The sequence below is a fragment of the Corynebacterium antarcticum genome (genome assembly GCF_016595285.2).
Lineage (GTDB): Bacteria > Actinomycetota > Actinomycetes > Mycobacteriales > Mycobacteriaceae > Corynebacterium > Corynebacterium antarcticum.
Genome location: NZ_JAENIP020000004.1, coordinates 187,947 through 213,276, shown reverse-complemented (window position 1 = coordinate 213,276; position 25,330 = coordinate 187,947). Strand labels below are relative to the sequence as shown.

The 25,330-nt window shown below is 65.2% G+C and carries 13 protein-coding genes; 8 read left to right on the top strand and 5 right to left on the bottom strand.

Annotated elements, in window-relative coordinates:
* The first annotated feature begins 75 nt into the window (after positions 1-75).
* The 3 genes from JIM95_RS10560 (at position 76) to adhP (ending at position 3,687) form a co-directional block, all read left to right on the top strand.
* Complete coding sequence (locus tag JIM95_RS10560) at positions 76-531, top strand: heat shock protein transcriptional repressor HspR (RefSeq protein WP_200256385.1); 456 nt, start codon at positions 76-78, stop codon at positions 529-531.
* 407 nt (positions 532-938) lie between these two features.
* On the top strand, positions 939-2,456 hold the full coding sequence (gene exaC, locus JIM95_RS10555; RefSeq protein WP_200256386.1) for an acetaldehyde dehydrogenase ExaC: 1,518 nt from the start codon (positions 939-941) through the stop codon (positions 2,454-2,456).
* 196 nt (positions 2,457-2,652) lie between these two features.
* Complete coding sequence (gene adhP / locus JIM95_RS10550; protein WP_200256387.1) at positions 2,653-3,687, top strand: alcohol dehydrogenase AdhP; 1,035 nt, start codon at positions 2,653-2,655, stop codon at positions 3,685-3,687.
* A gap of 109 nt (positions 3,688-3,796) precedes the next feature.
* On the opposite strand, the gene JIM95_RS10545 is transcribed toward adhP, so the two are convergent.
* Positions 3,797-5,086: an alpha/beta hydrolase gene (locus tag JIM95_RS10545; protein ID WP_200256388.1), complete on the bottom strand. Its 1,290-nt coding sequence runs from the start codon at positions 5,084-5,086 to the stop codon at positions 3,797-3,799.
* The gene (locus tag JIM95_RS10540) at positions 5,079-5,339 is read right to left on the bottom strand and encodes a hypothetical protein (protein WP_200256390.1); all 261 of its coding nucleotides are present in this window, start codon (positions 5,337-5,339) and stop codon (positions 5,079-5,081) included. Before JIM95_RS10540 ends, JIM95_RS10545 begins: the two co-directional genes overlap by 8 nt.
* Before the next feature lie 191 nt (positions 5,340-5,530).
* Between JIM95_RS10540 and JIM95_RS10535 the strand changes: the two genes are divergently transcribed.
* Positions 5,531-6,355, top strand: coding sequence for a carbon-nitrogen hydrolase family protein (locus tag JIM95_RS10535; protein ID WP_200256392.1), 825 nt, complete (start codon positions 5,531-5,533; stop codon positions 6,353-6,355).
* Between the two features lie 4 nt (positions 6,356-6,359).
* On the opposite strand, the gene JIM95_RS10530 is transcribed toward JIM95_RS10535, so the two are convergent.
* The gene (locus JIM95_RS10530) at positions 6,360-7,514 is read right to left on the bottom strand and encodes a monooxygenase (protein WP_200256393.1); all 1,155 of its coding nucleotides are present in this window, start codon (positions 7,512-7,514) and stop codon (positions 6,360-6,362) included.
* Between the two features lie 91 nt (positions 7,515-7,605).
* Positions 7,606-8,388, bottom strand: a complete 783-nt coding sequence (locus JIM95_RS10525; RefSeq protein WP_200256400.1) for an L-threonylcarbamoyladenylate synthase — start codon at positions 8,386-8,388, stop codon at positions 7,606-7,608.
* A gap of 376 nt (positions 8,389-8,764) precedes the next feature.
* Here JIM95_RS10525 and clpB point away from each other — a divergent pair, with 376 nt between their 5' ends.
* Positions 8,765-11,326: an ATP-dependent chaperone ClpB gene (gene clpB, locus JIM95_RS10520; RefSeq protein WP_200256402.1), complete on the top strand. Its 2,562-nt coding sequence runs from the start codon at positions 8,765-8,767 to the stop codon at positions 11,324-11,326.
* Between the two features lie 266 nt (positions 11,327-11,592).
* On the opposite strand, the gene JIM95_RS10515 is transcribed toward clpB, so the two are convergent.
* On the bottom strand, positions 11,593-12,363 hold the full coding sequence (locus JIM95_RS10515) for a hypothetical protein (RefSeq protein ID WP_200256404.1): 771 nt from the start codon (positions 12,361-12,363) through the stop codon (positions 11,593-11,595).
* 749 nt (positions 12,364-13,112) lie between these two features.
* Here JIM95_RS10515 and JIM95_RS10510 point away from each other — a divergent pair.
* From JIM95_RS10510 to JIM95_RS10500, 3 genes are all read left to right on the top strand, one after another.
* Positions 13,113-14,966, top strand: a complete 1,854-nt coding sequence (locus tag JIM95_RS10510; protein WP_200256406.1) for a pentapeptide repeat-containing protein — start codon at positions 13,113-13,115, stop codon at positions 14,964-14,966.
* A gap of 166 nt (positions 14,967-15,132) precedes the next feature.
* Positions 15,133-15,966, top strand: a complete 834-nt coding sequence (locus JIM95_RS10505) for a sulfurtransferase (protein ID WP_200256407.1) — start codon at positions 15,133-15,135, stop codon at positions 15,964-15,966.
* A 691-nt stretch (positions 15,967-16,657) separates the two neighbouring features.
* On the top strand, positions 16,658-25,207 hold the full coding sequence (locus JIM95_RS10500; RefSeq protein ID WP_200256409.1) for a DUF7507 domain-containing protein: 8,550 nt from the start codon (positions 16,658-16,660) through the stop codon (positions 25,205-25,207).
* Positions 25,208-25,330: the final 123 nt, after the last annotated feature.

Below are 25,330 nucleotides of genomic sequence, written 5' to 3'. Positions count from 1 at the left end.
CGCACCGACCCGGCACCCGGACCGGTACCAGACCGGGCCGGCCACGACACACCCACACGAGGAGGTGAGGGAGCGATGCCGCACAGTGACCGGCGGTTCCAGTCCCGGGACGGCACCTCCCCGGAGCACGAAGAGGTTTTCGTCATCTCGGTGGCTGCGGAGCTCGCGGGAATGCACGCGCAGACCCTCCGCACCTACGACCGTATGGGGTTGGTGACCCCGATGCGCACCCGCGGCGGGGGGCGCCGCTACTCCCGCTCCGACGTCGCGCTCCTCAGGGAGATCCAGCGCCTGAGCCAACAGGAGGGGGTGAACCTCGCGGGCATCAAGGCGATCATCGACCTGACCCAGTCCAATGAGCGTCTGCGCCGGGAGGTGGAGACCCTCAGATCCGACAACCAGCGGTTGAGTGAGGCGCTCGAGCGGGAACGTAGGGCGCCCCGGACCAGGGGCGAGCTCGTCGAGGTTCCCGAGTCCACCGCGGTCGTCATCTGGGAGCCGCGACGGAAACGGCGCAACCGTCACTCCTGAGGTACCGGGAACCGGGACCGCACCGGACCGCCGTCCGGCTGCGGTCCCGGTTTCGTTTCGGGGGCTGAATGCCCCATCCGAAGCGGTAAAAACGGCGACACGGAATTCCTGAAAAAGGCGTGAGAAACGTCATTAACACCCCCAGATGGGGTATTTGCAACGACTGTATTGGCATCTTTCGCAAAATGTGAAGAAATGGCTAGTCGGCGAGGAGTTCTGGCTCTGGTGGCGATGTTGTGTCCCGCCTCACTGTGTCCGTTAGCGCATTTAGTGATGTGGGACACAGAGAAATGTGGCTAGTGTGGGATCCACTGCACGGTCGGATCCTCCGACTCACGCCGGTGGAGATTCATTCCCCGCGTGAGTGTCGGGGGCCGGCCGCCATCGCCGAACAAGTGAGGATCCCAATGACTGTCTACGCCAATCCCGGAACCGAGGGTTCCATCGTCTCCCCCAGGGAGCGCTACGACAACTTCATCGGTGGCGAGTGGGTCGCCCCGGTCGACGGCGAGTACCTGGACAACATCAGTCCGATCACCGGTGAGGTCTACACCCGCTTCGCCGCAGGCAAGGCCGCGGACATCGAGAAGGCGCTCGACGCTGCCCATGCGGCGGCGCCGGGCTGGGGCAGCACCCCGCCCGCGGAGCGGGCCCTGATCCTGCACCGGATCGCCGACCGGATCGAGGAGCACCTGGAGGAGCTCGCCGTCATCGAGACCTGGGACAACGGCAAGCCGGTGCGCGAGTCCCTCGCCGCTGACCTGCCGCTCGCGGTCGACCACTTCCGGTACTTCGCCGGCGTCACCCGCACGGCGGAGGGCCGACTGTCCGAGATCGACGACAACACCGTGGCCTACCATTTCCAGGAGCCGCTGGGCGTCGTCGGGCAGATCATCCCCTGGAACTTCCCCATCCTGATGGCGACCTGGAAGCTCGCCCCGGCGCTGGCCGCGGGCAACTGCGTCGTGCTCAAGCCCGCCGAGCAGACCCCCATCTCGATCATGCACCTGATGGAGGTCATCGCCGACATCCTCCCCGCCGGTGTCGTGAACGTGGTCAACGGTCTCGGGTCGGACGCCGGTGCCGCCCTGTCGGGCTCCGACCGGATCGCGAAGATCGCGTTCACCGGATCCACGGAGGTCGGCCGCCTCATCAACAAGGCCGCGGCGGACAAGATCATCTCGGTGACCCTGGAGCTCGGCGGCAAGTCCCCGAACGTGTTCTTCGCCGACGTTCTGGACAGGAAGGACGACTTCCTGGACAAGGCGGTCGAGGGCATGGCCATGTTCGCGCTCAACCAGGGCGAGGTCTGCACCTGTCCCTCCCGTGCACTGGTGCAGGAATCGATCATCGACGAGCTCATGGAGCTGGTCGTCGCCAAGGTCGAGAAGGTCCGGATGGGCAATCCGCTGGACACCGACACCATGCTCGGCGCGCAGGCCTCCGAGGAGCAGATGCAGAAGATCACCGGCTACCTCTCCTCCGGCCCCCAGGAGGGTGCTGAGGTGCTCACCGGTGGCGGGGTCGCCAGGATCGACGGTCTGAACGGCTACTACATCCAGCCGACGATCTTCCGCGGCGACAACACGATGTCGTGCTTCCGGGAGGAGATCTTCGGACCGGTCCTAGGTGTCACGACGTTCACCGACTTCGACGACGCGATGCGCATCGCCAACGACACCAACTACGGCCTCGGTGCCGGTGTCTGGACCCGCGACAACAACACCGCCTACCGCGCCGGGCGTGCGATCCATGCGGGCCGTGTGTGGGTGAACAACTACCACTCCTACCCGGCGCACGCCGCGTTCGGCGGGTACAAGGAGTCCGGCATCGGGCGTGAGAATCACGCCATGATGATGGCCCACTACACCCGAACCAAGAACATGCTGGTGTCCTACGACACCAAGCCCACCGGGCTCTTCTGAGTCCGCGCGGTCCCGGCCGGTCGATGACCGGTCCGGTACCGCGAGCACGTCTCCGCCATCATTTCCGGTCAGGTTCACACGGTGCCCCGCACGGTGTGGCCTGACCGGAGGCATGTTCCCCCATTGTTGAAAATAGTTGCCAATTGGCTGAATTGCAAACGGACCACCGCGTCCACCCCCACAGGAGGATTTCCACATGAGTCACGCACCCGAAAAGTTCACCGCCGCCGTCGTCGACGAGTTCGGCCCCGAGGTCACCGTCCGCGAGGTCGACCTCCCGGAGCCCGGCCGCAACCAGGCCCTGGTCAAACTCCAGGCCTCCGGCATCTGCCACACCGACCTGCACGCCGCCGAGGGCGACTGGCCGGTCAAGCCCCCACTGCCCTTCGTTCCCGGCCACGAGGGCGTCGGTGAAGTGGTCAAACTCGGACCCGGCGAGCACGACGTGGAACTCGGTGACATCGTCGGCAACGTCTGGCTCTGGTCCGCCTGCGGTACCTGTGAGCAGTGCCGCACCGGCTGGGAGACGCTGTGCAACGACGCCGAGTACGGCGGATACACCGTCGACGGTTCCTTCGGCGAGTACATGCTCGTCGACACCCGCTACTGCGCCCGGATCCCGGAGGGCGCCGATCCGCTCGAGGTCTCCCCGATCCTCTGCGCCGGCGTCACGGTCTACAAGGGCCTGAAGATGACCGAGACCCGCCCCGGTCAGTACGTCGTGATCTCCGGCGTCGGTGGTCTCGGCCACATCGCCGTCCAGTACGCCGTGGCCATGGGCATGCGCGTCATCGCGGTCGACATCGCCGACGAGAAGCTCGAACTGGCCAAGAAGCACGGCGCGGAGTTCACCATCAACGCCCGGGAGAAGGATCCGGCCGAGGCCGTCATGGAGTTCACCGGTACCGGTGCCCACGGCGTGCTGGTCACCGCCGTCCACGAGGCCGCCTTCGGGCAGGCCATCAACATGGCGCGCAAGGGCGGAACCATCGTGTTCAACGGCCTGCCCCCGGGAGAGTTCCCCGCCCGCATCTTCGACATCGTCTTCAAGGCGCTCACGATCCGCGGTTCCCTCGTGGGTACCCGCCAGGATCTCGAGGAGGCCCTGGACTTCTACGCCCGCGGCCTGGTCAAGCCCACCATCGCCGAGTGCAAGCTCGACGACGTGAACAGTGTCTTCGAGGACCTGCGCAAGGGCAGGATCGACGGCCGCATGGCCATCCGCTACTGAGTGGACACGGTCACCCGGATCTGAGCTGATCCGGGTCACCACCCCCCGGTCCCGGGCCGCCCCATCGTGGGTGCGCCCGGGGCCGGGCCCATTCATCCCCCACCGTCCCTCAGCGCGACCGCACCCGCCGCAACGCATCGAGTACGGCCGGATCCCCGAAGTAGTCACTGTGGCCGCCTTCCGCGGGAATCACCTCGGCACCGAAACCGGCGCTCGCGGGATCCCGTCCGTGCACGCCCGCGACAGCGGAATTCACGAGGCCGATCGGATCAGTGGGGCTCCTGGCTGCGAGGATCCGGGGATCCGGGGAGTTCAGCTGCAGCTCGTCCACCCCGGTCACCCCGGTTCCCGGACTCCCGAGAAACATGATGGCGTCCGCGTCGAGTCCTCCGCTGCTTCCCGCGGCGGCCAGCCCGGTCACCAGGGATCCGTAGCTGTGGGCCACCACGGTCCGGTGCACCGACGAACCGCGGCGTTCGGTGAGCGAGTGCATGAAGGTCCGGAGCTCCGCCGCGCCCAGCCGCGCCGAGATGTCCTGCCCGCCGTCGATGACCGTTGCCGGGGGCCGGTACCCGTTCCACACGATGACCGCGCCACCCACCTCCCGGTGGAGGTCACGCCCCCGGTCGAGGGCTCCCGCCATCGACTCCGGGTCGCCGGAACCGACGCCGGACACCATCGTGATCACGGATTCGGCGGAGTCGATGTCACCGAACGCGGCGACCAGATGCCCGTCCCCGGCCTCCAGGACGACCATGCCCGGGAACCGGTCCGCGAGCTCCCTGAGTCCGTCGTCCGCATCGGCCATGTTGAGCTCGTGCAGGTGGGCAACGGAGATGTCCGGGGTGGCCGGAAGCGGCAACCGCGCCGGGGCCGGTGTGTACACGTCCTCCAGGGCCGCCATGCACCGCTTCCTCCGCTCGTCGAACGGAGTCAGGGGAAGGAGCAGCTCGAGGCGGGTCGCGCAGTGCCGGTCGAGGAGGAGCCCCTCACGTCTTATCCGGCCCAGCATGAGATTGAATACCTCGGACTCCTCGAGCAGGTCGTCCGTGAGCGCGATGACCACGCCCGCCACCTCCGCGAGCCCTCTGGCCCGGGCGACCTCGAGGATGCGGTCGTACTCGTCCTCCAGCGCGGACTGGAGAGAGGCGACCCGGGAGAGAACGGAGACGGCGGTCCCGATGAGTTCCGCGGTGGCGTCCCGCAGCGCGGAGACGCGCTCCTCCCTGCCCTCCGCCGCGGCGAAGGAGGAGCCGCGCAACCCCCGGTGTGCGGACGTGGCCCACTGTCGTCTGTTGGTGTCGTTCGAGCGGACGATCACCGACCTGCCCCGGTCGAGATCGATCGCGACTGTCGCGAGGGTCCGCGACCAGGGCAGTGGCAGCAGGCGACTAGACATGGCCGATCCCGTCGAGATCCCCGGCGCCGGAGGCGTCGGACTCCCGGAGTCGGGAGACCAGGGTCCGGACACCGGATCGGAGTTCGGTCATCTCCGCCGACGTCTCGCCGAGCACCCGGGACCAGGAATCCACCAACCGTGACAGCACCGCGGCAGTCATCGAGCCAGGGGGTAGTTCGGGGAGAGATACCCGTGGATCGTCGGGCGCCCGCAGCGGACGGGTCGCGTCCTCGGAGAAGAAGATGCGGTTCACGTGGAGGGGCCTTTCGCTCGGGCGGCGGTGGACACGGGGTGGTCAGGCACAGAGTCGGTGATCCGGGGCGCCGACGCGCGACCGCCCGGGTCGGGCTGTGGACAACACGGTCGGGGAGTGTCCGATCCACCGGAGGCGCGGTGTCGGGCCGAACCGCGGCGAACGGCCGCGGAAACCCCTATCGTGGACCCATGCGAGCAGCTCTGGTCCAGATGCAGTCCACCGGCGACGTCGATGCGAACCTCGACGCCGTTCTCCGGCACGCCCGTACCGCAGCGGGGGAAGGTGCCGAACTCATCGTCTTCCCCGAGGCGACGATGCGTGCGTTCAAGACGGGACGCCTCGACACCGTGGCGGAGCCGGTCGACGGGCCCTTCGCTACGGCGGTGCGTGAGCTCGCCGAGGAACTCGGGGTCACGGTCGTGGTCGGCATGTTCACACCGGCCGACACCGTCGAGGTCGACGGAAAGACCGTCAACCGGGTGCACAACACCGCGCTGCTCACCGGCGGGGGACACCACCTCGGGTACCACAAGATCCACTGCTACGACGCCTTCGGTTTCCGCGAATCGGACACCGTCCGTCCCGGAGACGAACTGGTCGCGGTCGACGTCGGCGGTCTCACCGTCGGACTCGCCGTCTGCTACGACGTCCGTTTCCCGGAGCAGTTCACCGCACTCGCGGAGAACGAGGGGGTCCAGGTGATCGTCCTGCCCACCTCGTGGTCGGACGGCCCGGGGAAACTGCAGCAGTGGCGGGTGCTCACCGGGGCCCGCGCGCTGGATTCGACCTGCTACGTGCTGGCCGCGGGGCAGGCGCGCCCCGGCGGGGAGGATTCCGCCGGGGAGAACGACGGGCCGACCGGGATCGGTCACTCGGCGATCATCGGTCCGGACGGACTGCGCATCGTCGAGGCCGGTTACGGCGAGGACATCATCTACGCCGACATCTACGCCGACACGGTGGAGAAGACCCGGAGGTCGATCCCCGTGCTCGGCGCGAAACGGCGGTTCTGAGGAATCACACCGGATCGTGCCGGATGTTCTCCGCCGGGGTGCCCGCCGCCCGCATCGCTGCGGCGACGTCGGTCACGATGTCGTCAGGGCCGGCGATGAGCACGTCCCGATCCTCCCAGGTGCCGTAGCCGGGGACCACCTCCGCGAGGGAGCCGGTCTGCCGCATGTGCAGGCCGCGCGGGGCGGTCGAGTGCTCGGTGGGCCGCACCCACCACGGGTCGATCTCCCGGGTGACCACCGGGGTGACCGACAGCCACGGCGCTCCCGCGACCAGCTGCCAGAGTCCCCGGAGATCGTAGAGTTCGCCGGGGCTGTCCGCCCCGAAGAACAGGTGCACCCGGCGGTTTGTCCCGCGCATCAGCATGTCCAGGATGAGTGCGCGCACCGGGGCGAGGCCCGTGGAGTGCGCGACCATCAGGATGTCGCGTGACCCGTCGGCCGACAGCACACCGAGCGGAGAACCGATCCGCCAGCGGTCACCGGGTTCCGGGAACGCGAGGAGACGCCCGATGGTGTCGTCGCGGTCCGCGAAGACGTGGAACTCCACCTGGCCGAAGTCGTTGGCCGGGATCGACGGCGACAGGTGCCGCCACAGCCCGCGGGTTGTCGTGTCGCTGGTGACGGGAAGATACTGCCCCGAGGCATAGGATAGCGGTGACTGCGCGATCAGCCGGACGACGGACACCCGGGCGCACCTCCGCTCGACCTCGACTACCTCGGCGGGCCAGGAATCCGGGACTCCGGCGACGTCGCATTCCACGGCCGCCTCCGCCAGCACCCCGAAGCATCTGGCGATCGCGGTATCGGCGCCGGCGACGAGTTCCGGCGGGAGGTTCGCGATGATCCGTCCCGCCTCCTCCCGCGCGGCGCCGGCCAGCGACGCGTAGTGCGCCGTGGGCATCCGGTATCGCCGGTTCTCCCGTCCCAGTTGCGCGAGAATGGCGCGCACCCGCTCGGGGAGGGAGCCGTCGACGGGGGTGTTGGTCAGGACCCAGTCGAGCACAGTCGGCAGATCCGCGTGCACGTCGTGACTGTCGACCGGGAACAGCTCCCGGTCGCTCGGGTGCTCCCGGAAGAAACGCGCGTTGACCCCCTCGCGGAAGCTCTCCGCGTGGATGCGCAGCCGGATCGCCACCGGCTTCAGGGTCTCATGGTGCACACGTGTCATTGTGCCCCAGAAAACACGTGTCCCCGCACCGGTCACCCATTTTCGGTGGGATCCGTGGTGCGGGGAGTGTGTGCGGGGTGACCTAGTAGTACTCGCCCTGGCGGTAGTCCCAGCTCAGGAAGAACTCGGAGAGGTTGTTCATGATGCGGTCGCCGTCCAGACCGTTGCGGATCAGGACCGGGCACGGGGTGACGGAGCGCTCGCCCTTCTGCTCGGGGACGAGGTTGCCGTCCTTGTCCACCAGGGAGACCATGACGCCCTGCTCGTGGCGGGAGTCCTCGTCCTTGTCGGGCTGGATCGAGGCGACGTAGTCGTCGGCGGCGACGATGTAGTCGGCCTTGGACTCGATGCGCTCGCCGATGAACGCGACCTGGCCGCGGTTGCCGATGCCGGAGGGGTTCGCGGAGGAGGCGAAGGTGACCTTGCCCTGCTCCCAGTTCTTCGCCGCGATCTGCTCGGCGGGACGGCCGAAGCGGATGACGAAGCAGCTGGTGCCGCGGCCGTCGCGGGCCAGCTCGCGCACGGTGTCGTCGGGCATCTTCGCGATGGCGTCCTCACGCCAGGGCAGGATGCAGCCCAGCAGGATGTCCTGCTCCCAGTGGCGCTCGTAGAACGCGATGATCTCGTCGTTGACCTGGGCCAGTTCCTTCAGCTCATCGATGCTGGCACACAGGACCACGGCCGGCTTGTTCCGCTTGCGCTGCTTGGCGTCGAATTTACGCTCCAGGCCCTCGCCGTCGGTGGCCATGAGGATGTAGCCGACCTTGGTGGCGCAGACGATCAGACCGCCGTCGGCGGAGATCGCCTCGAAGGCCTCGGGGATGACCTCACCGGTCCACTGGGTTTTGGGCGTTGCTTCTGCCATTTTCTTCGGTGTCCTTTCTTCGGGCCACTGCGATGGGCGCGATGGTGGTCACGACCGCGCCGGTGTTTCAATATGTGGAATGTGATTCCTACTATATGGGATTGACGTCCGGTGGGCAACGTGGGGGATCGGGGGAGGGTGCTTGTGCCCCGCCTCCGTGGAGTGGACTGCAGGCGGGTAGGGGGCGGACGGCACAAAGTTGAGTCCTCGACTATAAAGGTGGCGAGCTGAAAAAAGTTTGAGTTGAGTGGAACAGACTCAACCCTTGTGACGTTGTACGGAGTGAAAGGCCGGTCCCCGGGGCAAGACCAGGGTGACCGGCGGCAGAACAGCTCACGACAGAACGACACGTAAGAAGAAGGGACAGACGGAGAACATGAGTTCTTTCACCCCCACCACCAAGACCCAGCAGGCGATGCAGGCCGCCCTGCAGGCCGCCTCCGCCAACGGCAACCCGGACATCCGGCCCGCCCACCTGCTCGTCGCCATCCTCGACCAGACCGACGGCATCGCCGCCCCGGTCCTCAAGGCCGCGGGCACCGACCCCGATGCCGTCCTCGCCGAGGCGAGGACCCTCGTCGCCGGTTACCCGAAGGCCCAGGGCGCGAACCTGGCGAACCCGAACTTCAACCGGGACGCCCTCAACGCGCTCACCGCTGCCCAGGAGCTCACCGGCGAACTCGGCGACGAATACGTCTCCACCGAGGTACTGCTCGCCGGAATCGCCCGCGGCGCCGGCGAGGCCGCCGACCTGCTGAAGAAGCACGGCGCGACCTATGACGCCATCAAGGGCGCCTTCACCACAGTGCGTGGCTCCACCAAGGTCACCACCGAGGATCCCGAGGGTCAGTTCCAGGCCCTGGAGAAGTACTCCACCGACCTGACCAAGCTCGCCCGTGAAGGCAAGATCGACCCCGTCATCGGCCGTGACTCCGAGATCCGCCGAGTCGTGCAGGTCCTGTCCCGACGCACCAAGAACAACCCGGTGCTGATCGGCGAACCCGGCGTGGGCAAGACCGCCATCGTGGAGGGTCTGGCCCGCCGCGTCGTCGCCGGTGACGTCCCCGAGTCCCTGCGCGGGAAATCCCTGATCAGCCTCGACCTCGGATCCATGGTCGCCGGCGCGAAGTACCGCGGCGAGTTCGAGGAGCGCCTCAAGGCGGTGCTCGACGAGATCAAGAACTCCGACGGGCAGATCATCACCTTCATCGACGAGCTGCACACCATCGTCGGCGCCGGAGCCACCGGCGACTCCGCCATGGACGCCGGCAACATGATCAAACCCATGCTCGCCCGCGGTGAACTGCGTCTCGTCGGTGCCACCACCCTCGAGGAGTACCGCAAGTACGTGGAGAAGGACGCCGCACTCGAGCGCCGTTTCCAGCAGGTCTACGTCGGTGAGCCCTCCGTCGAGGACGCCATCGGCATCCTCCGTGGGCTGAAGGAACGCTACGAGGTGCACCACGGCGTCCGCATCCAGGACTCCGCCCTCGTCGCCGCCGCGACCCTGTCCGACCGGTACATCACCTCCCGCTTCCTCCCCGACAAGGCCATCGACCTCGTCGACGAGGCCGCGTCCCGCCTGCGGATGGAGATCGACTCCTCCCCGCAGGAGATCGACGCACTCGAGCGCGTCGTCCGCCGCCTCGAGATCGAGGAGATGGCCCTGTCCAAGGAGAAGGACGCCGCGTCGAAGGACCGGTTGGACAAGCTCCGCCAGGAACTCGCCGATGAACGCGAGAAACTGAACGAACTGAAGGCCCGCTGGACCAATGAGAAGTCCGCCATCGACAAGGTCCGTGGCGCGAAGGAGGAACTGGAGCGCCTGCGTCAGGAATCCGAGATCGCCGAACGCGACGGCGACTACGGTCGTGTCGCCGAACTGCGCTACGGACGCATCCCGGAGTTGGAGAAGGAGGTCGCCGAAGCGGAGAAGAGCGTGGACAATCCGGGGGAGAACCAGCTGCTCACCGAGGAGGTCACGCCCGACGTCATCGCTGAGGTCGTTTCCGCGTGGACCGGTATCCCCGCCGGCAAGATGATGCAGGGTGAGACCGAGAAACTGCTCGCCATGGAGAGTGTCCTGGAGAACCGTGTCGTCGGTCAGCCCGAGGCCGTCGAGGCCGTCAGTGACGCCGTGCGCCGCTCCCGCGCCGGAGTCGCCGACCCGAACCGTCCCACCGGCTCGTTCCTCTTCCTCGGCCCGACCGGTGTCGGCAAGACGGAGCTGGCGAAATCACTGGCCGAGTTCCTCTTCGACGATGAGCGCGCCATGGTCCGCATCGACATGTCCGAGTACGGCGAGAAGCACTCCGTCGCCCGGCTCGTCGGTGCGCCCCCCGGATACGTCGGCTACGACGCCGGCGGCCAGCTCACCGAGGCCGTCCGCCGCCGCCCGTACACCGTCGTGCTGTTCGACGAGGTGGAGAAGGCGCACCCGGACGTGTTCGACGTGCTGCTCCAGGTCCTCGACGAGGGCCGGCTGACCGACGGCCAGGGCCGTACCGTGGACTTCCGGAACACGCTGCTCATCCTCACCTCCAACCTGGGTGCGGGTGGCACGAAGGAACAGATGATGGAGGCGGTGAAGCACACCTTCAAGCCCGAGTTCGTCAACCGCCTCGATGATGTGGTCACGTTCAACCGGCTCTCGGAGGAACAGCTCACCCACATCGTGGAAATCCAGGTCCGGCAGCTTGCCGCCCGACTCGCCGCCCGCCGCCTCGTCCTTGAGGTCGACGACCCGGCGAAGGCGTGGCTCGCTGAGCACGGCTACGACCCGGCCTACGGTGCCCGCCCGCTGCGCCGCCTGATCCAGCAGGCCATCGGCGACAAGTTGGCGAAGGAACTCCTCGCAGGCACCATCGTCGACGGCGACACCGTGCAGGTCACCCTCGCCGAGGACGGCGAGACGCTGGAGGTCGCTCCGGTACGCTGACCAAACGCCGTATGTGATGCCCCGCCCGCCCCACAGGGGCCGGCGGGGCATCGGTGCATCCGGGGTAGGCGTTCGGCGGGGTCAGCCCGCGGTCGGGACACCCCGGTCGGTGAACCGGAGAACCTCCACACCGGTCAGCGTGTCCGTCCCATCCAGGCTCCCGGTCCCTGACCGTGACGGTCGCGCCGTCGTCGGTGATCTCGTACCCGTCTGCCGGCCCGTGGAACTGCACGACATCGGTACCGTCCCCGCCGTCGATGCTGCTGTCACCGGAGTTGCCCCATGAGGACGTTGTCCCGGTCATTGCCCACCAGCCCGGTGCCCCGGTCGCCGGTGAGCGCCACGGAGGTGAGATACCGCGATTTCGCGCCGTAGGGCGCCCGGGGGAGCATCTCGAAGGTGCTGTCGAAGGTGGGGCCGACGCGGAAGAACACCGTGTAGTCCGCGGGCAGGAACGCGGTGATCGCGGCGTACCCGACAGGGTCCTTCGCCTTGATGTCGGATCTCGTCTTCGCCACGTAGATCCTCCACATACCCCGGTCGCCCTCCGGGTAGGCGTCCCACATGCCGTAGTAGCTGTCGATCACCGAGGCCATGTACTCCTGTTCGATCGAGTCCTTTTGATTCAGCTCCTTCAGCCAGTCTGCGCTGTCGAATCCCCAGAGTCCCGAGGTCCCCCAGTCCTTCTCGTCCGTGGGGAGGGCATTTTTCGTCGCGTCCGCGATGGTCCTGCTCACCGTGGGGGCGGCCTGGGGGTTGTATGTCGTCCCTATTCCGGTGTCGTGCACCATGTGGAAGATCTCCTCCAGCGTGACGTCCCGGTGTTTGTAGTCGTTGCCGGTGTACCAGGCCGATCCCGGGTTCGCGACCTCCATCGCGTACAGCGGTTGACCCGTCAGCGCCGAGTCATCGATGGCACTGTCGCCGTCCCCACCGTCCGGCATCATCAGCACGGCATCATTCTCCGCCATCCGGTTGGCGACCGCCGTGCCCAGACTGTTCAGATAGAAGTCCAGTACCGAATAGGCGTAGAGCATCTATTCATCGGTGACGGTGCCCAGCGCGACGATAGGTACGGTGCTTCCATCGGGAGTGAGGTAGTTCAGCTGTTTGCTGAATGTGGACCTGAACTTCTTGTCGACGCCTCCGTCGGGCCCCGGGCGATCATCGTCGGAGTCGGCGGGCGGACGTAGTCGGGGTTGGTGATTTCCGCGACGGGCACGGATTCAACTGCGGTGGCGTCGGAGCCGACCGCTGTCGACGCAGGGGCCTCGGTGGACTCCTGCGGCGCGCCCGAGCATCCGGTGATCAGGAGCGACAGGGCGATGAGAGAACTCGCCACCGTTCGCATGGGGATACCGGTGAATGTCGTGATGGGTTTGGTGGCCTCTCTGTGCGAACCGGAATCGCGGTACGGAGGTTTCCCGGTTGGTGTCGGGGAACTTCTGCGGTCCGATCGCTGCGGTCGGTGGTGAAGCAATGGGGCTACCCTATCCTTTTTTAGAGAATGATGTGTCTTTTCGAGGCGTGCCGCACGGTGTCCCGGACGCTCGTCTGCCGACCTGTTTGATGTGAATGGGCACCGGATTTCGCCGTGATCGGTAGCGCAACGAATACGAAGGCGAACTGGCGTGCGGCACATGGGGGCGCGCGTCGGCGCGGGGACGCAAGCTGTTTGAGAGGCGAAACCCCCAGGGGGCAGGCTTCAATTCTCCCTGCTGTTCTGTTCTGTGTCAGAACATTTACTCTGGAGTTCATGGGAGAAAAAGGCCGGAAGAATACCGGTATGGACGTAGATGCTCCGAATGCCACGCAATCTCGTGGAGGTTTCTGGAGTTTCAGCGGGATACCGGAGGATCTCCCGGTTGTGATCCGGGGAATCATCTGGCTGGTCGCCATGTTGTTCCGCGTGGCGCTGCTACCGTTCCGGCTGGTGATCTGGCTGCTGGATCGACCCCACGTACGCGGTGAAGACGAGGCGAAGGTGCCGCATAAGCCGGCTGACCGCGGCGGTGCCGAACCTTCCGAAGGTGTCCCCAGATGGCGGACCCTGGGGGACAGGCAGCAGATCGCCGCCATTCTCGTCTTCATCACTCTCCCGGTGGCTCTCGTTGGGGAGGGCTGGGGCAAGCTCTGGGTAAAGCTCAGTGAGGGGTCCTGGTGGCAGTGGATACTCATCGGGCTTGCTGTGGTGGCGATCCTGTTGTGGTTGAGAGTGTGGTTCACGGACCGTGTCCCCGAAGTGACGCGCGAAACGGCAGACGAGCGGTCAGGTACCGCTGTCTCGGTGAGGAAGGTGTCTTTCCCGGAACTTCTCTTCGTGCTTCTGGCGGTCCTCGCTCTCGCCGCGGGACTGCGGGCGATACTGGTCTCGGACCTCGAAAAGACGGTACAGCTGGCTGCGGGCTTCTTCGCCGCAGGTGGCGTGGCATTCTCTGTCTGGGCCACCCAACGCCGTTCCATCGAACAGCAGGAGCGGGAGGACAGGCGACAGAACGATCGACTGGAATCCGAGTCACTGCGGGAGAGTCGACAACTCTCCGTTCAGCAGCGCATGGACATGTCGAAGAAGCTGCAGACCTCCATTGAACACCTGGCCAACGAGAGTGAAGTCGTGCGCGCAGCCGCAATCTCCGAGTTGATGTTCCAGATCGATGACTGGAATGCCCTCATAGAAGGAGAATGTGCCGAGGTTGAATCCCGGAAACCTGACGACAGGGAGCAGCGGATGGAACAGCTCAAAGCTGAAGGTCTGCGCCGGAGGCAGGAGCTCTTCGACCTAGCGATGAAAGACTACGCTTCCATTGAATCCCACACTTATACAGAACCGGAGAGTCGGAATGCCCTTCGGTTTAGAGATAGGCTCTTCGACGCGCGCAGGAGAGGTCTGAGATCTGCTCAAGAGTTTTCTTTCGCAGGAATAGATTTCGCGGGAATCGCTTTGCCTGGTCCCATGGAAACTGACTCAGAAAAAGCTTGGGTCGAGTCTGATGAGTGGAGAACGATCCAGAGGACGGCGTATCTGCCATGTGTAGACCTGAGATGGGCGCATCTGGAGCGTGCGAATATGTGGGGGGCGCGTTTAGATGGTGCGAATCTCTGGTGGGCAAGCATGGATGGTGTGAACCTGATGGGAGCGCGATTGAGTGGTGCAAATATGGTGAAAGCGTGCTTGAAGCGGGCCAATCTGAGGGAAGCAGAGCTGACAGGCGTGATCATGGTCAGGTCGTGTTTTCAGGGCGCAAACTTGCAAACAGCACGTTTGGATCGCGCGAACTTGACATGGGCGAATCTGGAGGGTGCCAACTTGATGGGAGCGACTTTGGAGGGAACGTATCTCAGGGGGGCGTGTTTGAAAAGCACAGACTTGGTGGAAGCGAATTTGGGGGGTGTGGATTTGGTAGGGGGGAGTTTGGAAGGGGCAGATCTTGTGGGGGCACGTTTGGATGGTGCGAAACTCGCGGCGGTTGCAAATGACGGATCGTTGGTTGCTTCCTGCTCCTTTGACTCCAAAACCCTGTGGGCTGGCGCCACCTACACCTCCTCCACGGTATTCCCCGAGGGCTTCGATCCGGAGGCTCACGGCATGAAACTGGTTGATGATCCGGAGCCGGAGGAGACACCGGAGGATGACGGCTAGCGCTCTAGCGGCGGCTCCCGCGGTCTGAGCGCCGGGCCCACGATCAGGCAGATTCCGCCACCTCCACCCGTGGTACCCCGTACTTCACTATTTGTGGTTCTACGCTGGCCCGGCTCCACCTCCGCACCCCATCCCCCGACGCCGGAACTTGACTACCCTGGGGTGCATGAGCCTTCTGATCACGCCAACTGAACTCGCCGATGGAATGCAGGCCGGAATCAAGACGACGCTCCTGGCGTCGATGTGGTTGCCCGGCCCCGAGGACGCCGGCTTCGAGTACTACCGCGGCAAGCACATCCCGAACTCGATCTTCTGTGATCCGGCGCGTGCGTTGGCGGCGGCGCCGTCGAGCAAACTGGGTCGGAACCCGTTGCCGGACCCGGTTATTCTCCAGAAATGGTTCGAGCGGTGGGGCCTGAATGACAAGCACCGCGTCGTCGTCTACGACGGCGGTCGCGGCCTCATGGCGGCGCGTGCATGGTGGATCCTCACCTGGGCCGGTGTGCCGGACGTCCGGATCCTCGACGGCGGTCTCGCGGCGTGGATCAGGGAGGGGCGCAGGCACGCCGGCGGTCCGGGAAACCTGCCGCAGAAGTGCACACTCCGGGTGAATCCGGGACAGCTGCCCGTGGCGACCATTGATGAGGTGAAGAATTTCGACGGCCTGCTGCTCGATGTCCGGGAGGAGAACCGGTTCCAGGGTCGCAAGGAGCGCCTCGACCTCAAGGCCGGCCACATCCCGGGAGCGGTGAACCTCCCGACCCGCCGACTTACCCACGAGGACCACACTCTGCGCAGTCCGGAGGAGATCCGTGCGGAGTTCGAGGCCGTCGGAATGGATGATCCGACCAAGGTGATCATCTACTCGGGATCGGGGCTTCACTCCGCACTGGCGGTCGAGGCGATGCATCATGCCGGTATACCCGGGGCCGCGGTGTACAGCGGTGGCTGGTCGCAGTGGTGCGCGACGCCGTCCAACCCCGTGGCGACCACGGTCTGATTCTCCCCGGGAATCTGAGTGCCCCACCCGATCCCCGCTGATCGGGTGGGGTACTTTTCGTGTCCGGATTGTGCATGGGTTGGGGACGGCAGCATGTCAGACCTGCGCTCCCCCGGGTGGAATCGGGGGGGCGGGTCATTTCCGGATGGAAACGGCAGCGGTTCAGCGGTTCTCCAGATGCCGGAATGAAAGGGATCGGGGCACGCGAAGCGATTGGAACTGCGCGGTGGGGCGCAGGTGGAGTCACCGGCGTGGTGGCTGTCGGGAGTGTGGAGTTCGTTCATCCCAGGGGAGAAAAAGCAGTGTCTGCCGTGGTGCTGATTGGGGCGCTTGTTTCTCCACATGTCGGGCTGTCTGTATATCGGGAATCGGTGATCCTGGTGGAGACGAGTGAACGGAAGTGGTCTTTTCCCGGGGTTTTCTGAGATACCCGGTGCAGGTGGTCGCGTTTTCCGGATCTCCCGACTTCACAGTTGTTCCGGGGGGAGAAATATTGTTTTGCGGGGTATTGGGGTTGGCAACTGTGGCGTTCCTGTGGATAAGGTGATCCTTAAATAAGGGACTCCTGTCTGTTTTCTTCCTCGTTCCGCGACCGAAAAATCCGCCTCCCGGGAGTCCCACTCGATCAGGATAAGGGGTCTTATCTGTGTCAACGCTGCACCAATCGTCCGCTGGGTCACCGGGGCCAAGCATGCCCATTCGTCACGCCGGGCGGAGCATCGCCGCTCTGATCGCGGTCATCTGCGTGATGCTCGCGCTACTCGCGATGCCCGCCAGATCCGAAGCGGAGCAGGCGGAGACCGCCGGTCCGTCGGCTGCCGTAGATGAAAGGACGGAAGTTCCGGATTCAGGAACAGATGTGCCTGAATCCGGAACTTCCGAACCTCAGGCAGTCCCCGCTGGCGACGGTGATCCAACGGCCGGAGACGGTGATGTCCCCGAAGTTCCCGATTTGCTTCTCGAGCCCTCGGATGTCGACGCACCGGTGGTCGCACCTCTCGCGGCTACAGCATTACCGGAAGGAAATACCGTCGTCGCCGGGGAGAACGGCTCGGCTCTCGGTGTGGCCCTCACCCAGGTCTCCGCAGGAAAAGGGCAGGGGTCTGATGTTTCGTACCCCTGCGGCATCAACGTGAAACACGGTTTTCCCGAGGAGGAGTCCGATGAGACGACGACCGACGGAAACGTATGTGCCGGTGACTCCGCGCAGTACTCTCTCACGCTGAGCAAGACGGCATCGAATGGCCCCGCAACGTTTCGCATCAACCTGAACTGGATCGATGTCCAAACCGGTGAGCGCGCATCGATGCGGAACATACCCACCCGGATCGTGACGACCACGGGACAGAATGGAGTTGTAATCAGGCCCATCTCATCAAGTGAGGTGGAGGTCACCTTCGAAAACAGTGAACCTTATTCGGTGACGGTACCGGTCAATGTCAGTGCGAGTCCCTTCGATTATACGGAGACCTACAGGTTGAAGGGGAGGTTCCACCTGGTTGGCACAGTGACGCCGGTCGTTTCCGGCGATGACGCCGCCATTCCCCCGATCTCCACTGAACCGGTGTCCCTCGATTCAGACAAGGACCTGAACATCCTCAGGGTCGAGCGGTTCGACCTCATTGTCGCGGCCACCAGTGTCGCACCTTCCGACGTGGTCATCAACGGCAGGTCCTACCGGGCGATCAGCGCGCAACCCGGCATCACCCATCTCTACTACCCCGGATACAGCGGGGCGGGTCTGAATGGCAAGAACGGGGCGAAGCTCCCGAAACAGCTTTTGAAGTATGTTCTCGACGCGGATTCGCTCCCAGAGGGAGTGGATCCCGGTCAGGTACTGACCTCCTTCGACGGGAGTGATCCAGTTCCCGCGGATCTGGACGACGGGGGTCCCTACGTCGTCGGTGAGATCAGCGGATCCTACTTCCTTCCCAGCGTCTCCTATTCCCGGTATCCCTCCTTCCGATTCTTCATCCCCACGGAGGACCTGCCCAGGGAGGACGGCATAGAGATCTCCTCGAAGTTCCTCGCGATCGACGATGAACACAACCCCACGAAGGTCAGGGGACCCTCTGGAGAAGAGTCGGCGTTTCCCGAATTCGCCGGAAACGCCGACTTCGGTGACGACGAAGTCGATCCCGGATCAAACATGGGCAAAGACTTCTCCACCGAAAACACTGAAGCGGGACTCAAAAAAGGGTCAAACAGGAACTACCCCAACAACAACTGGGTCAGGCACACGCTGAATCTCAGTCAATACGAGTGTGCTGAGGGCGAGGACTGCATCTCGACCAAGGTCGACCAGAACTACGGTCGTGGTCCGGTGGACGAAGCCACCGGTAAAAGGGCTGCACTCCGTCAGGCACCTGTCCAGCTCAAGATCAATCCTCTGCAGGGCCGGGACAACCCGCGGATCTGTGTTGCATGGAAACCCGGCTATCAGATCTTCGGGGGTGACAAGAGGATCCACGTCGGCTGGAGCACGAAGAGCACACCTCGGCTGAATGAGGTGTATCCGAATGCTCGGGTGTACTTCACGAACAGGGACCTCGTCGGGGACGGCAACGGTGAACCGGACTGCTCGAAGGACAACTTCATTCTCCCCGGTGACGAGGCTCTGGGGTCCTGGCGACTCGCGGATGTGTTCGGCCCGGGAACCGATTACCGCGACATCAGTGGGTTCCTCATCGAGATCGATGGTGACGGGATCTTCACCAAACCGACAGCCCTCACCTACGATGCCGCGGGATTCAACCCGGATAAGATCGCCGGAAATGAAGAGAAGATCAACGGTGGTCGATACTATGTGACACGGAACTACATGCGGGTGGCGTCCGGTGATGGGGAATACTCGCCCGCGGTCAGTGACGTCATCTACCAGTCGACGAAACCGACGGTATCCGTAGGACAGATGAATATGCCCGGGTGGTACGGTCCGGACCGTACCAAGAAGAAGAACACACCCGGACGGGGCAGGCAATCGGTCGAGGTCCGTTCCTACCCGAGAATCAACTTCACGGATGGTGTCACATCTGCGCTCAACGGGACCGACGAGAATGGAGAACCCAATCGCTTCTACACCCGCGTATTCCTGTCAAAGTGTCTCAACGTCGATGCTGACGATCTCCCCCCGGGGGTGACCTACGTCCGTAGGACGGAACTGTCCCAGGACTACAACGACTGCGGGGTAAGCAAAGACCACTACCTTGAACGTTCCTGGCTGTTCGGTGACAAGGAGAACACCTCCGGTGACCCACTGAACGATCCCGCTCTGCCCGTCGGTTTCGCGGAACGCGTGAAACGGGAGTCCGACTGGCTCGTCTGGCGGAACAATGAACCACCGGTGTTCTCGGCAGAGGTTGAGACCCCCGCCTGGGCACTTCCCGGACAGGAGTTCCCCATCCTGGTGGAATCCTTCGGTACCGGTATGGGACACCTGAAGGACCCTTCCGCCGGGGCGGAAGACAGCTGGATCGACAGGGGATACGTCGATCCGGAGGCGTACTACCCCTGGAACGGGAACTCGATCAGGGGCACGATTCTCGTGCCTCGGATCGATGTCCTCAGCGCGGACAAATCCGTGGTGGAAGATGAGGTCCCACTCAACTCGGACGTCGCGTTCATCACGACGGTGTCGAACGACAGTGCGTTGTCCTACCCGGCATTTGAGTACATCGATGTTCTACCGTACGACGGCGATGAGCGAGGCAGCAGATATCACGGTACATATACCCTGAAGTCCGCGGCACGACTCGCCGGGGGACAACCGGAAGTGGAGATCTACTACACCACCGACGATCCGGCAACCGTATCAGCGTGTCCCGAATCGGCGACCCACGACGACGAGCGTGCCGCCTGTGGTGCCTTCTCACGCCAGGACGGTGGACGGCCTGTCGACGCCGATCCGAGCACCGGGACCACCTGGAAGTTGCTCAGCACCGAGGCCATCGAGGAACAGCATGCGCCCGGCGGCAAGCGGATCACGGCATTGAAGTACCGGGGAGGAGAGTTGAACTCGGGTGATTCTTCCCAGATCAAGGTCGTCCTCCAAACTGAGGGAAACCACAACCGGGACATCTACGTAAACAGGATGGGGATGACCGTTCTGCCCGCAGACGGCACATCGAATCCGCCGATTCCAGCACCGGACCCGGTCCGCGCCGAGGTCTACTCCGGGCAGATCACCGGAACCGTGTACGACGATGTCGAGAACACCGGCGGAAGAGTCGCCGGTGACGACCCCCGAGAAGGCGTCACGGTCACCCTCCTCGACGGAGACACCGTCATCGCCACAGCGGTGACCGATGACCGGGGAAACTACGACTTCGACAATCTCGTCCCCGGAAAATACACGGTCCGGATCGACGTACCGGAAGGGATGGAGGTCACCCAGTCCGGCCGGAATCCGGCCAACAACGGTAGCAGTGAGGTCACCGACCTCACCGTTCCCGCGAACCGACGGGATCTCATCGACAACATCGACTTCGGCCTGTTCAGTCCGCGGCCCGCGATCACCGTCGACAAGAGCGTCAACGGAGGCGACACCGCGGCACTCGTCGCCAAGGACGAGGCCTCGTTCACCATCACCGGTGAGAACACAGGCAACGCGGTTCTGAACCATGTCAGGCTGGCGGATGACTGGAGCGCCGGCGCTCTGGACATCAGCTGTGTCCTCAAGAACGCCACAGGCTCGCTCTACCCGATTGACGCCGCGGCGGCACGCGGGGATCTGCTCTCCGCCGATGGCGCGACCCTCGATCCGGGCGACTCCTACGCCTGCACCGCCACACACACGGTGACCCAGGAGAACATCGACGCCCGGCAGCCCCTGACCAACCACGTGACCGTCACCGCCGACTACAGGGGGACTCCGGTCGGCCCCGTCGAGGACACCGTCACCGTCACCCTCCCCGACGACGCGGCGATCTCGATAGAGAAGTCCGTCGAGGACCGGCACGAGCCGTACATCGCCGGTGACCAGATCTCCTACCGGTTCACGCTCCGCAACGAAGGATCGCTGACTCTCCACGACGTCACCGTCACCGATCCGCTTCTCGGGAACACCCCGAACGACTGCCCGACCTTGCTCACCCCCGGCCAGGAGGTCACGTGCTCCGCCACGGAGGCGTACGTCGTCACCGAGGCCGATGCCGCGGCGAAGAAGATCGACAACACCGCGACGGTGAGTGGCAGGAAGCCCGGTGACGACGCCACGGTCGAGGATGATTCCACCCTCACCCTCGTGGCCGGTGAACCCGGAATCGCGATCGAGAAGACCAACGACATCCCGGCCGGGAAGAAACTCCGCACAGGCGATCCCGTCATCTGGACGATCACCGTCACCAACACCGGAGACACCCCACTGAACGACGTCACCGTGACCGACGAGGTGCTCGAGGCGCGGGGAGTGGATCTCGAGTGCAGCCCGGCTGTTCCGGCTGCCGGGGTCACGCTCGCGCCGAACGGCGGGCAGATCGTCTGCACCGGGCGGGACGAGATCACCCAGGCGGACATCGACGCGGAGACTACCCTCGTCAACACCGCCGGAACCAGTGGACGCTACGGCACCTGGGACGACAGCCCGACCGCGACAGCCGAGGTCGAGGTCAGCGACCTCGCCGGCATGACGATCACCAAGTCGGTCATCGACCCGAAACCGGAGTACACCTCCGGTGACAGGATCCGCTACCGGTTCGTCATCCGGAACACCGGTGACGTCACGTTGAAGAACATCACCGTCACCGACCCCATGCTCGAGCAGGCCGGTGTGAACCTGAACTGTGCCGCCACCGATCTGGAGTCCCTGGACCCCGGCAGCGACATCGTCTGTGAATCAGACGAGTACGAGATCACCGACGATGACGTCAGCGGCGGCAAAGACAAGCTGGTCAACCACGTCGACGTCTCCGCACTGACGCCGACCAAGGGACGGGCGGTCGCTGATCCGGATGGCTCGGACGCCACCGTCAACGTCGGTCTCCCGCACCTTACGGTGAAGAAGGAGAACATCACCACGGAGATCAGCGGAACCCAGGACGTCGAGTGGAAGATCACCGTATCCAACGACGGAACCACCGCGCTGGAGAACGTCACCCTGACCGACCAACTCGTGGCCGACAGCAACGGCAGCATCACCTGCCCCGGAAACCCGGGGCTCGTCGACGGCACCGGCATCAGCATGGACAGCAGGAGCACCGCCGTGTGCACCGCCCGCATCACCCTCGATCAGACCGCCGTCGACGCCGCATACAAGGAGGGCTCCGTCTCCAACACCGTCGGTGCGGAAGGTACCTTCAACGGCCGGATGGTGACCGCCGGACCGGATACGGCCGTGGTCCCGGTCGCCCTCCCGGCGGACCTCACACTCACCAAGAATGTGATCGACGAGAAAGAGGCCTATGTCGCCGGGGACACCATTGACTACAGCTTCACCGTGACCAACACCGGAAAGGTGACACTTGACCGGATCACGGTCGAAGACGTCGCGCTCGGTGACGTGAACTGTGACGCGACCACGCTCCGACCTGACGAATCGACCGACTGTTCAGCAGCGGGACATGTCCTCACCCCCGGGGACATCGATACCGCACGGACAGACACCGACGGAACCTTCACCAACACCGCCACCGCCCACGCCGCCACCCCCACCGGTGAGAACGTGGATTCCCGGGAAGCCACCGCCACGGTGACCGTCGGGGAGCCGGGCATCACGGTACTCAAGACCGCAGACCGCTCCAGGCCGCTCAAGGTCGGTGAAGACCTCACCTACATGATCGCCGTCACCAACTCCGGTGGTACCCCGGTCGACGGGGTCACCCTGTCCGACCCGATGCTCGACGGACGAAACGCGGTCCTCGAGTGCGGTGACCACGGTGACATCACCTCCGGCGGTGTCACCCTCGCCATCGCTGAACGGGTGACGTGCACGGCCACCGTCAGGATCACGCAGGACGATCTGGAAACGGCCGCCGACGGCACACTGGTCAACGTGGCCACCGTCGTGGGCGACTTCCACGGTCGCAACGTGTCCGGCTCCTCCGCGGTGACCACACCGTTGGATGTCCGGCCGGAACTCACCCTGGAGAAGAAGGTCGCTGAGCCTGACCGCCAGTACACCCCCGGTTCCGAGGTGGTCTACGGCTTCACCGTCACCAACACCGGGACCGTGGCCGTCACCGGAATCACGCTGGACGATCCGAAGCTGAAGAACATCAGCTGTCCGGAGACCGAGCTCGGTCGCGGCGAGAGCATGGACTGCAGGGCCGACGCACTCGAGGTCGACGAGGAGACCGCCCGCAAGGGGGTTCTGCTCAACACCGCGACCGTCCGGGGTGAAACCCGCGCCGGTACGCCCGTCGAGGCGACCGACAGTGTCACCGTCGACACGGGTGTCCCGGGACTCGTCATCGCCAAGTCCTCCTCCGCTGAGGAGGGGGTCGAGGCAGGCGACACGATCACCTGGACGATCCGCGTGCGCAACAGCGGTGGCACCCCGGTCGAGAACGTCCGACTCAGCGACCCGATGCTCGGCGACGCCGAACTGACGTGCGTCCTCGACGGCGAGACCTGGACCAACGGGTCACGCCTCGACGTCGGCCAGGTCGTGGAATGCACCGCCGAGACCACCGTCACCCAGGAACAGGTCGACGCGGAGAGCGGCATCGTCAACACCGCGACGGTCACCGGAGGATTCGGTGACTTCGAGATCGGTGAACTCACCGCGAAGGCCACGACGCCGGTGAGCGCCCGCTCGGGTCTGACCGTCGCGAAGAGCGTCGTCGGCTACGAAGAGGGCATGGTCTACCGTGCCGGTGACGAGATCACCTACGAGTTCGCCGTGACCAACACGGGCGCCGTCTCCCTGCGGGACATCGTCGTGGAGGACGCCCAGCTCGCCGCCGCGGGTGTGGAGATCACCTGTGACAACTCCACGCCGCTCAAGCCCGGCGAGACGCGTGTGTGCACCTCCGGTGCCTACACCGTCACCCCGGAGCAGGCTGAGGCCGGCACCGTGGTGAACACGGCGACCGTCAACGGCGTGACCCCGACGAAGGGAATCAACGTCACCTCGGAGGAGTCGGGGGTGTCGGTCCCCGCGGCCGATCCGCGCCTCGTCGTCGCCAAGTCCGCCGAGCCTACCGGGCCCGTCGCACCGGGCGACACCGTCACCTTCACGGTGTCGGTCCGCAACGAAGGCAACGCCGCGATCGAGGATCTGAAGATCACCGACCGGTGGCTGACCGACCGCGGGGTCACCCTCGACTGCGGGGATGCCGCGGCGCTCACCGGTGACGGACTGACGTTGCCGGCGGGTGAGGAGAAGTCCTGCACCGCGGAGATCACCGTCACCGACGCCGATCTCGCGGCGAGCGGCGACCTCGTCAACACCGCGACAGCGGCCGGTTCGGTCGGCGGACGCCCCGTCCAGGGCAACGAGTCCACCGCCACCGTGACGCTGAAGCGTGACGCGGCGATCACCCTGAGCAAGGACGTCGTCGACCCGAAGGACACCTACCGGGTCGGGGACACCGTCACCTTCACCTACACGGTGACCAACACCGGCACGGTCCCCCTGACGGGTGTCACCGTCCTGGACGCCACGGTCGCCGGCGTCAGCTGCCCCGCCACGACGCTCGCCCCCGGCGAGTCGATGACGTGCACCTCGGCGCCCCACGTGATCACGGAGAAGGATGCGGCGACCGGGACCTACGGCGGTCCGGCCACGGTGACGGGGACCATCCCCGAATCGATGGACCCGGACCGGGACGACCGCACCGTCTCGGACACCGATTCCGCCGAGGTGAAGGTGGAGAGGGGTACCGGTTTCCCGGGCTCCTCCGGTGGCGGAATCATCCCGATTCCGATCCCGATCCCCGGTTCCTCGTCCGGTGGAGGGAACACCGGGGCCCCGATTCCGGGTTCCTCCGGTGGCGGAATCATCCCGATCCCGATTCCCGGCGGTGAGCCGACCACCGGCCCGCAGAATCCGACGGCACCGGTCGCCCCGTCGTCGCAGCCGGGTCCGTCGTCCGACACACCGGGCGGCACGTCGGGTACCTCCGATGGAGCGTCTGGTACCTCGGGTGCCACGGACGGCGCGGCGAACGGTGGCGGCACCACCAAGGGGCTGCCGGTGACCGGAGCCAACGTGCTGGTGGCGCTCGGCGTGGGCGGCGTACTCGCGCTGGCCGGGTTCGGCCTGGTGGCCGCGGACCGCCGCAGGCGCCGCGACGAGCAGTAGCACCGTCCGACAGTGACCCGCCCACCTCCACCAGGAGGTGGGCGGGTCCCGTCGTTTCGGGGACCCGACGGTGATCGGCGGGATCCGTCACCGGACACCGTGACCGATGTACGCGGGGCCGGG

What these genes read in the sequence shown, in the direction of transcription:
- JIM95_RS10505 (WP_200256407.1), top strand. Translation starts at nt 15,133, where the DNA reads ATGAGCCTTCTGATCACGCCAACTGAACTCGCCGATGGAATGCAGGCC.
- JIM95_RS10560 (WP_200256385.1), top strand. Translation starts at nt 76, where the DNA reads ATGCCGCACAGTGACCGGCGGTTCCAGTCCCGGGACGGCACCTCCCCG.
- JIM95_RS10525 (WP_200256400.1), bottom strand. Translation starts at nt 8,388, where the DNA reads ATGGCAGAAGCAACGCCCAAAACCCAGTGGACCGGTGAGGTCATCCCC.
- JIM95_RS10545 (WP_200256388.1), bottom strand. Translation starts at nt 5,086, where the DNA reads ATGTCTAGTCGCCTGCTGCCACTGCCCTGGTCGCGGACCCTCGCGACA.
- exaC (WP_200256386.1), top strand. Translation starts at nt 939, where the DNA reads ATGACTGTCTACGCCAATCCCGGAACCGAGGGTTCCATCGTCTCCCCC.
- clpB (WP_200256402.1), top strand. Translation starts at nt 8,765, where the DNA reads ATGAGTTCTTTCACCCCCACCACCAAGACCCAGCAGGCGATGCAGGCC.
- JIM95_RS10510 (WP_200256406.1), top strand. Translation starts at nt 13,113, where the DNA reads ATGGACGTAGATGCTCCGAATGCCACGCAATCTCGTGGAGGTTTCTGG.
- JIM95_RS10535 (WP_200256392.1), top strand. Translation starts at nt 5,531, where the DNA reads ATGCGAGCAGCTCTGGTCCAGATGCAGTCCACCGGCGACGTCGATGCG.
- JIM95_RS10515 (WP_200256404.1), bottom strand. Translation starts at nt 12,363, where the DNA reads ATGCTCTACGCCTATTCGGTACTGGACTTCTATCTGAACAGTCTGGGC.
- adhP (WP_200256387.1), top strand. Translation starts at nt 2,653, where the DNA reads ATGAGTCACGCACCCGAAAAGTTCACCGCCGCCGTCGTCGACGAGTTC.
- JIM95_RS10500 (WP_200256409.1), top strand. Translation starts at nt 16,658, where the DNA reads ATGCCCATTCGTCACGCCGGGCGGAGCATCGCCGCTCTGATCGCGGTC.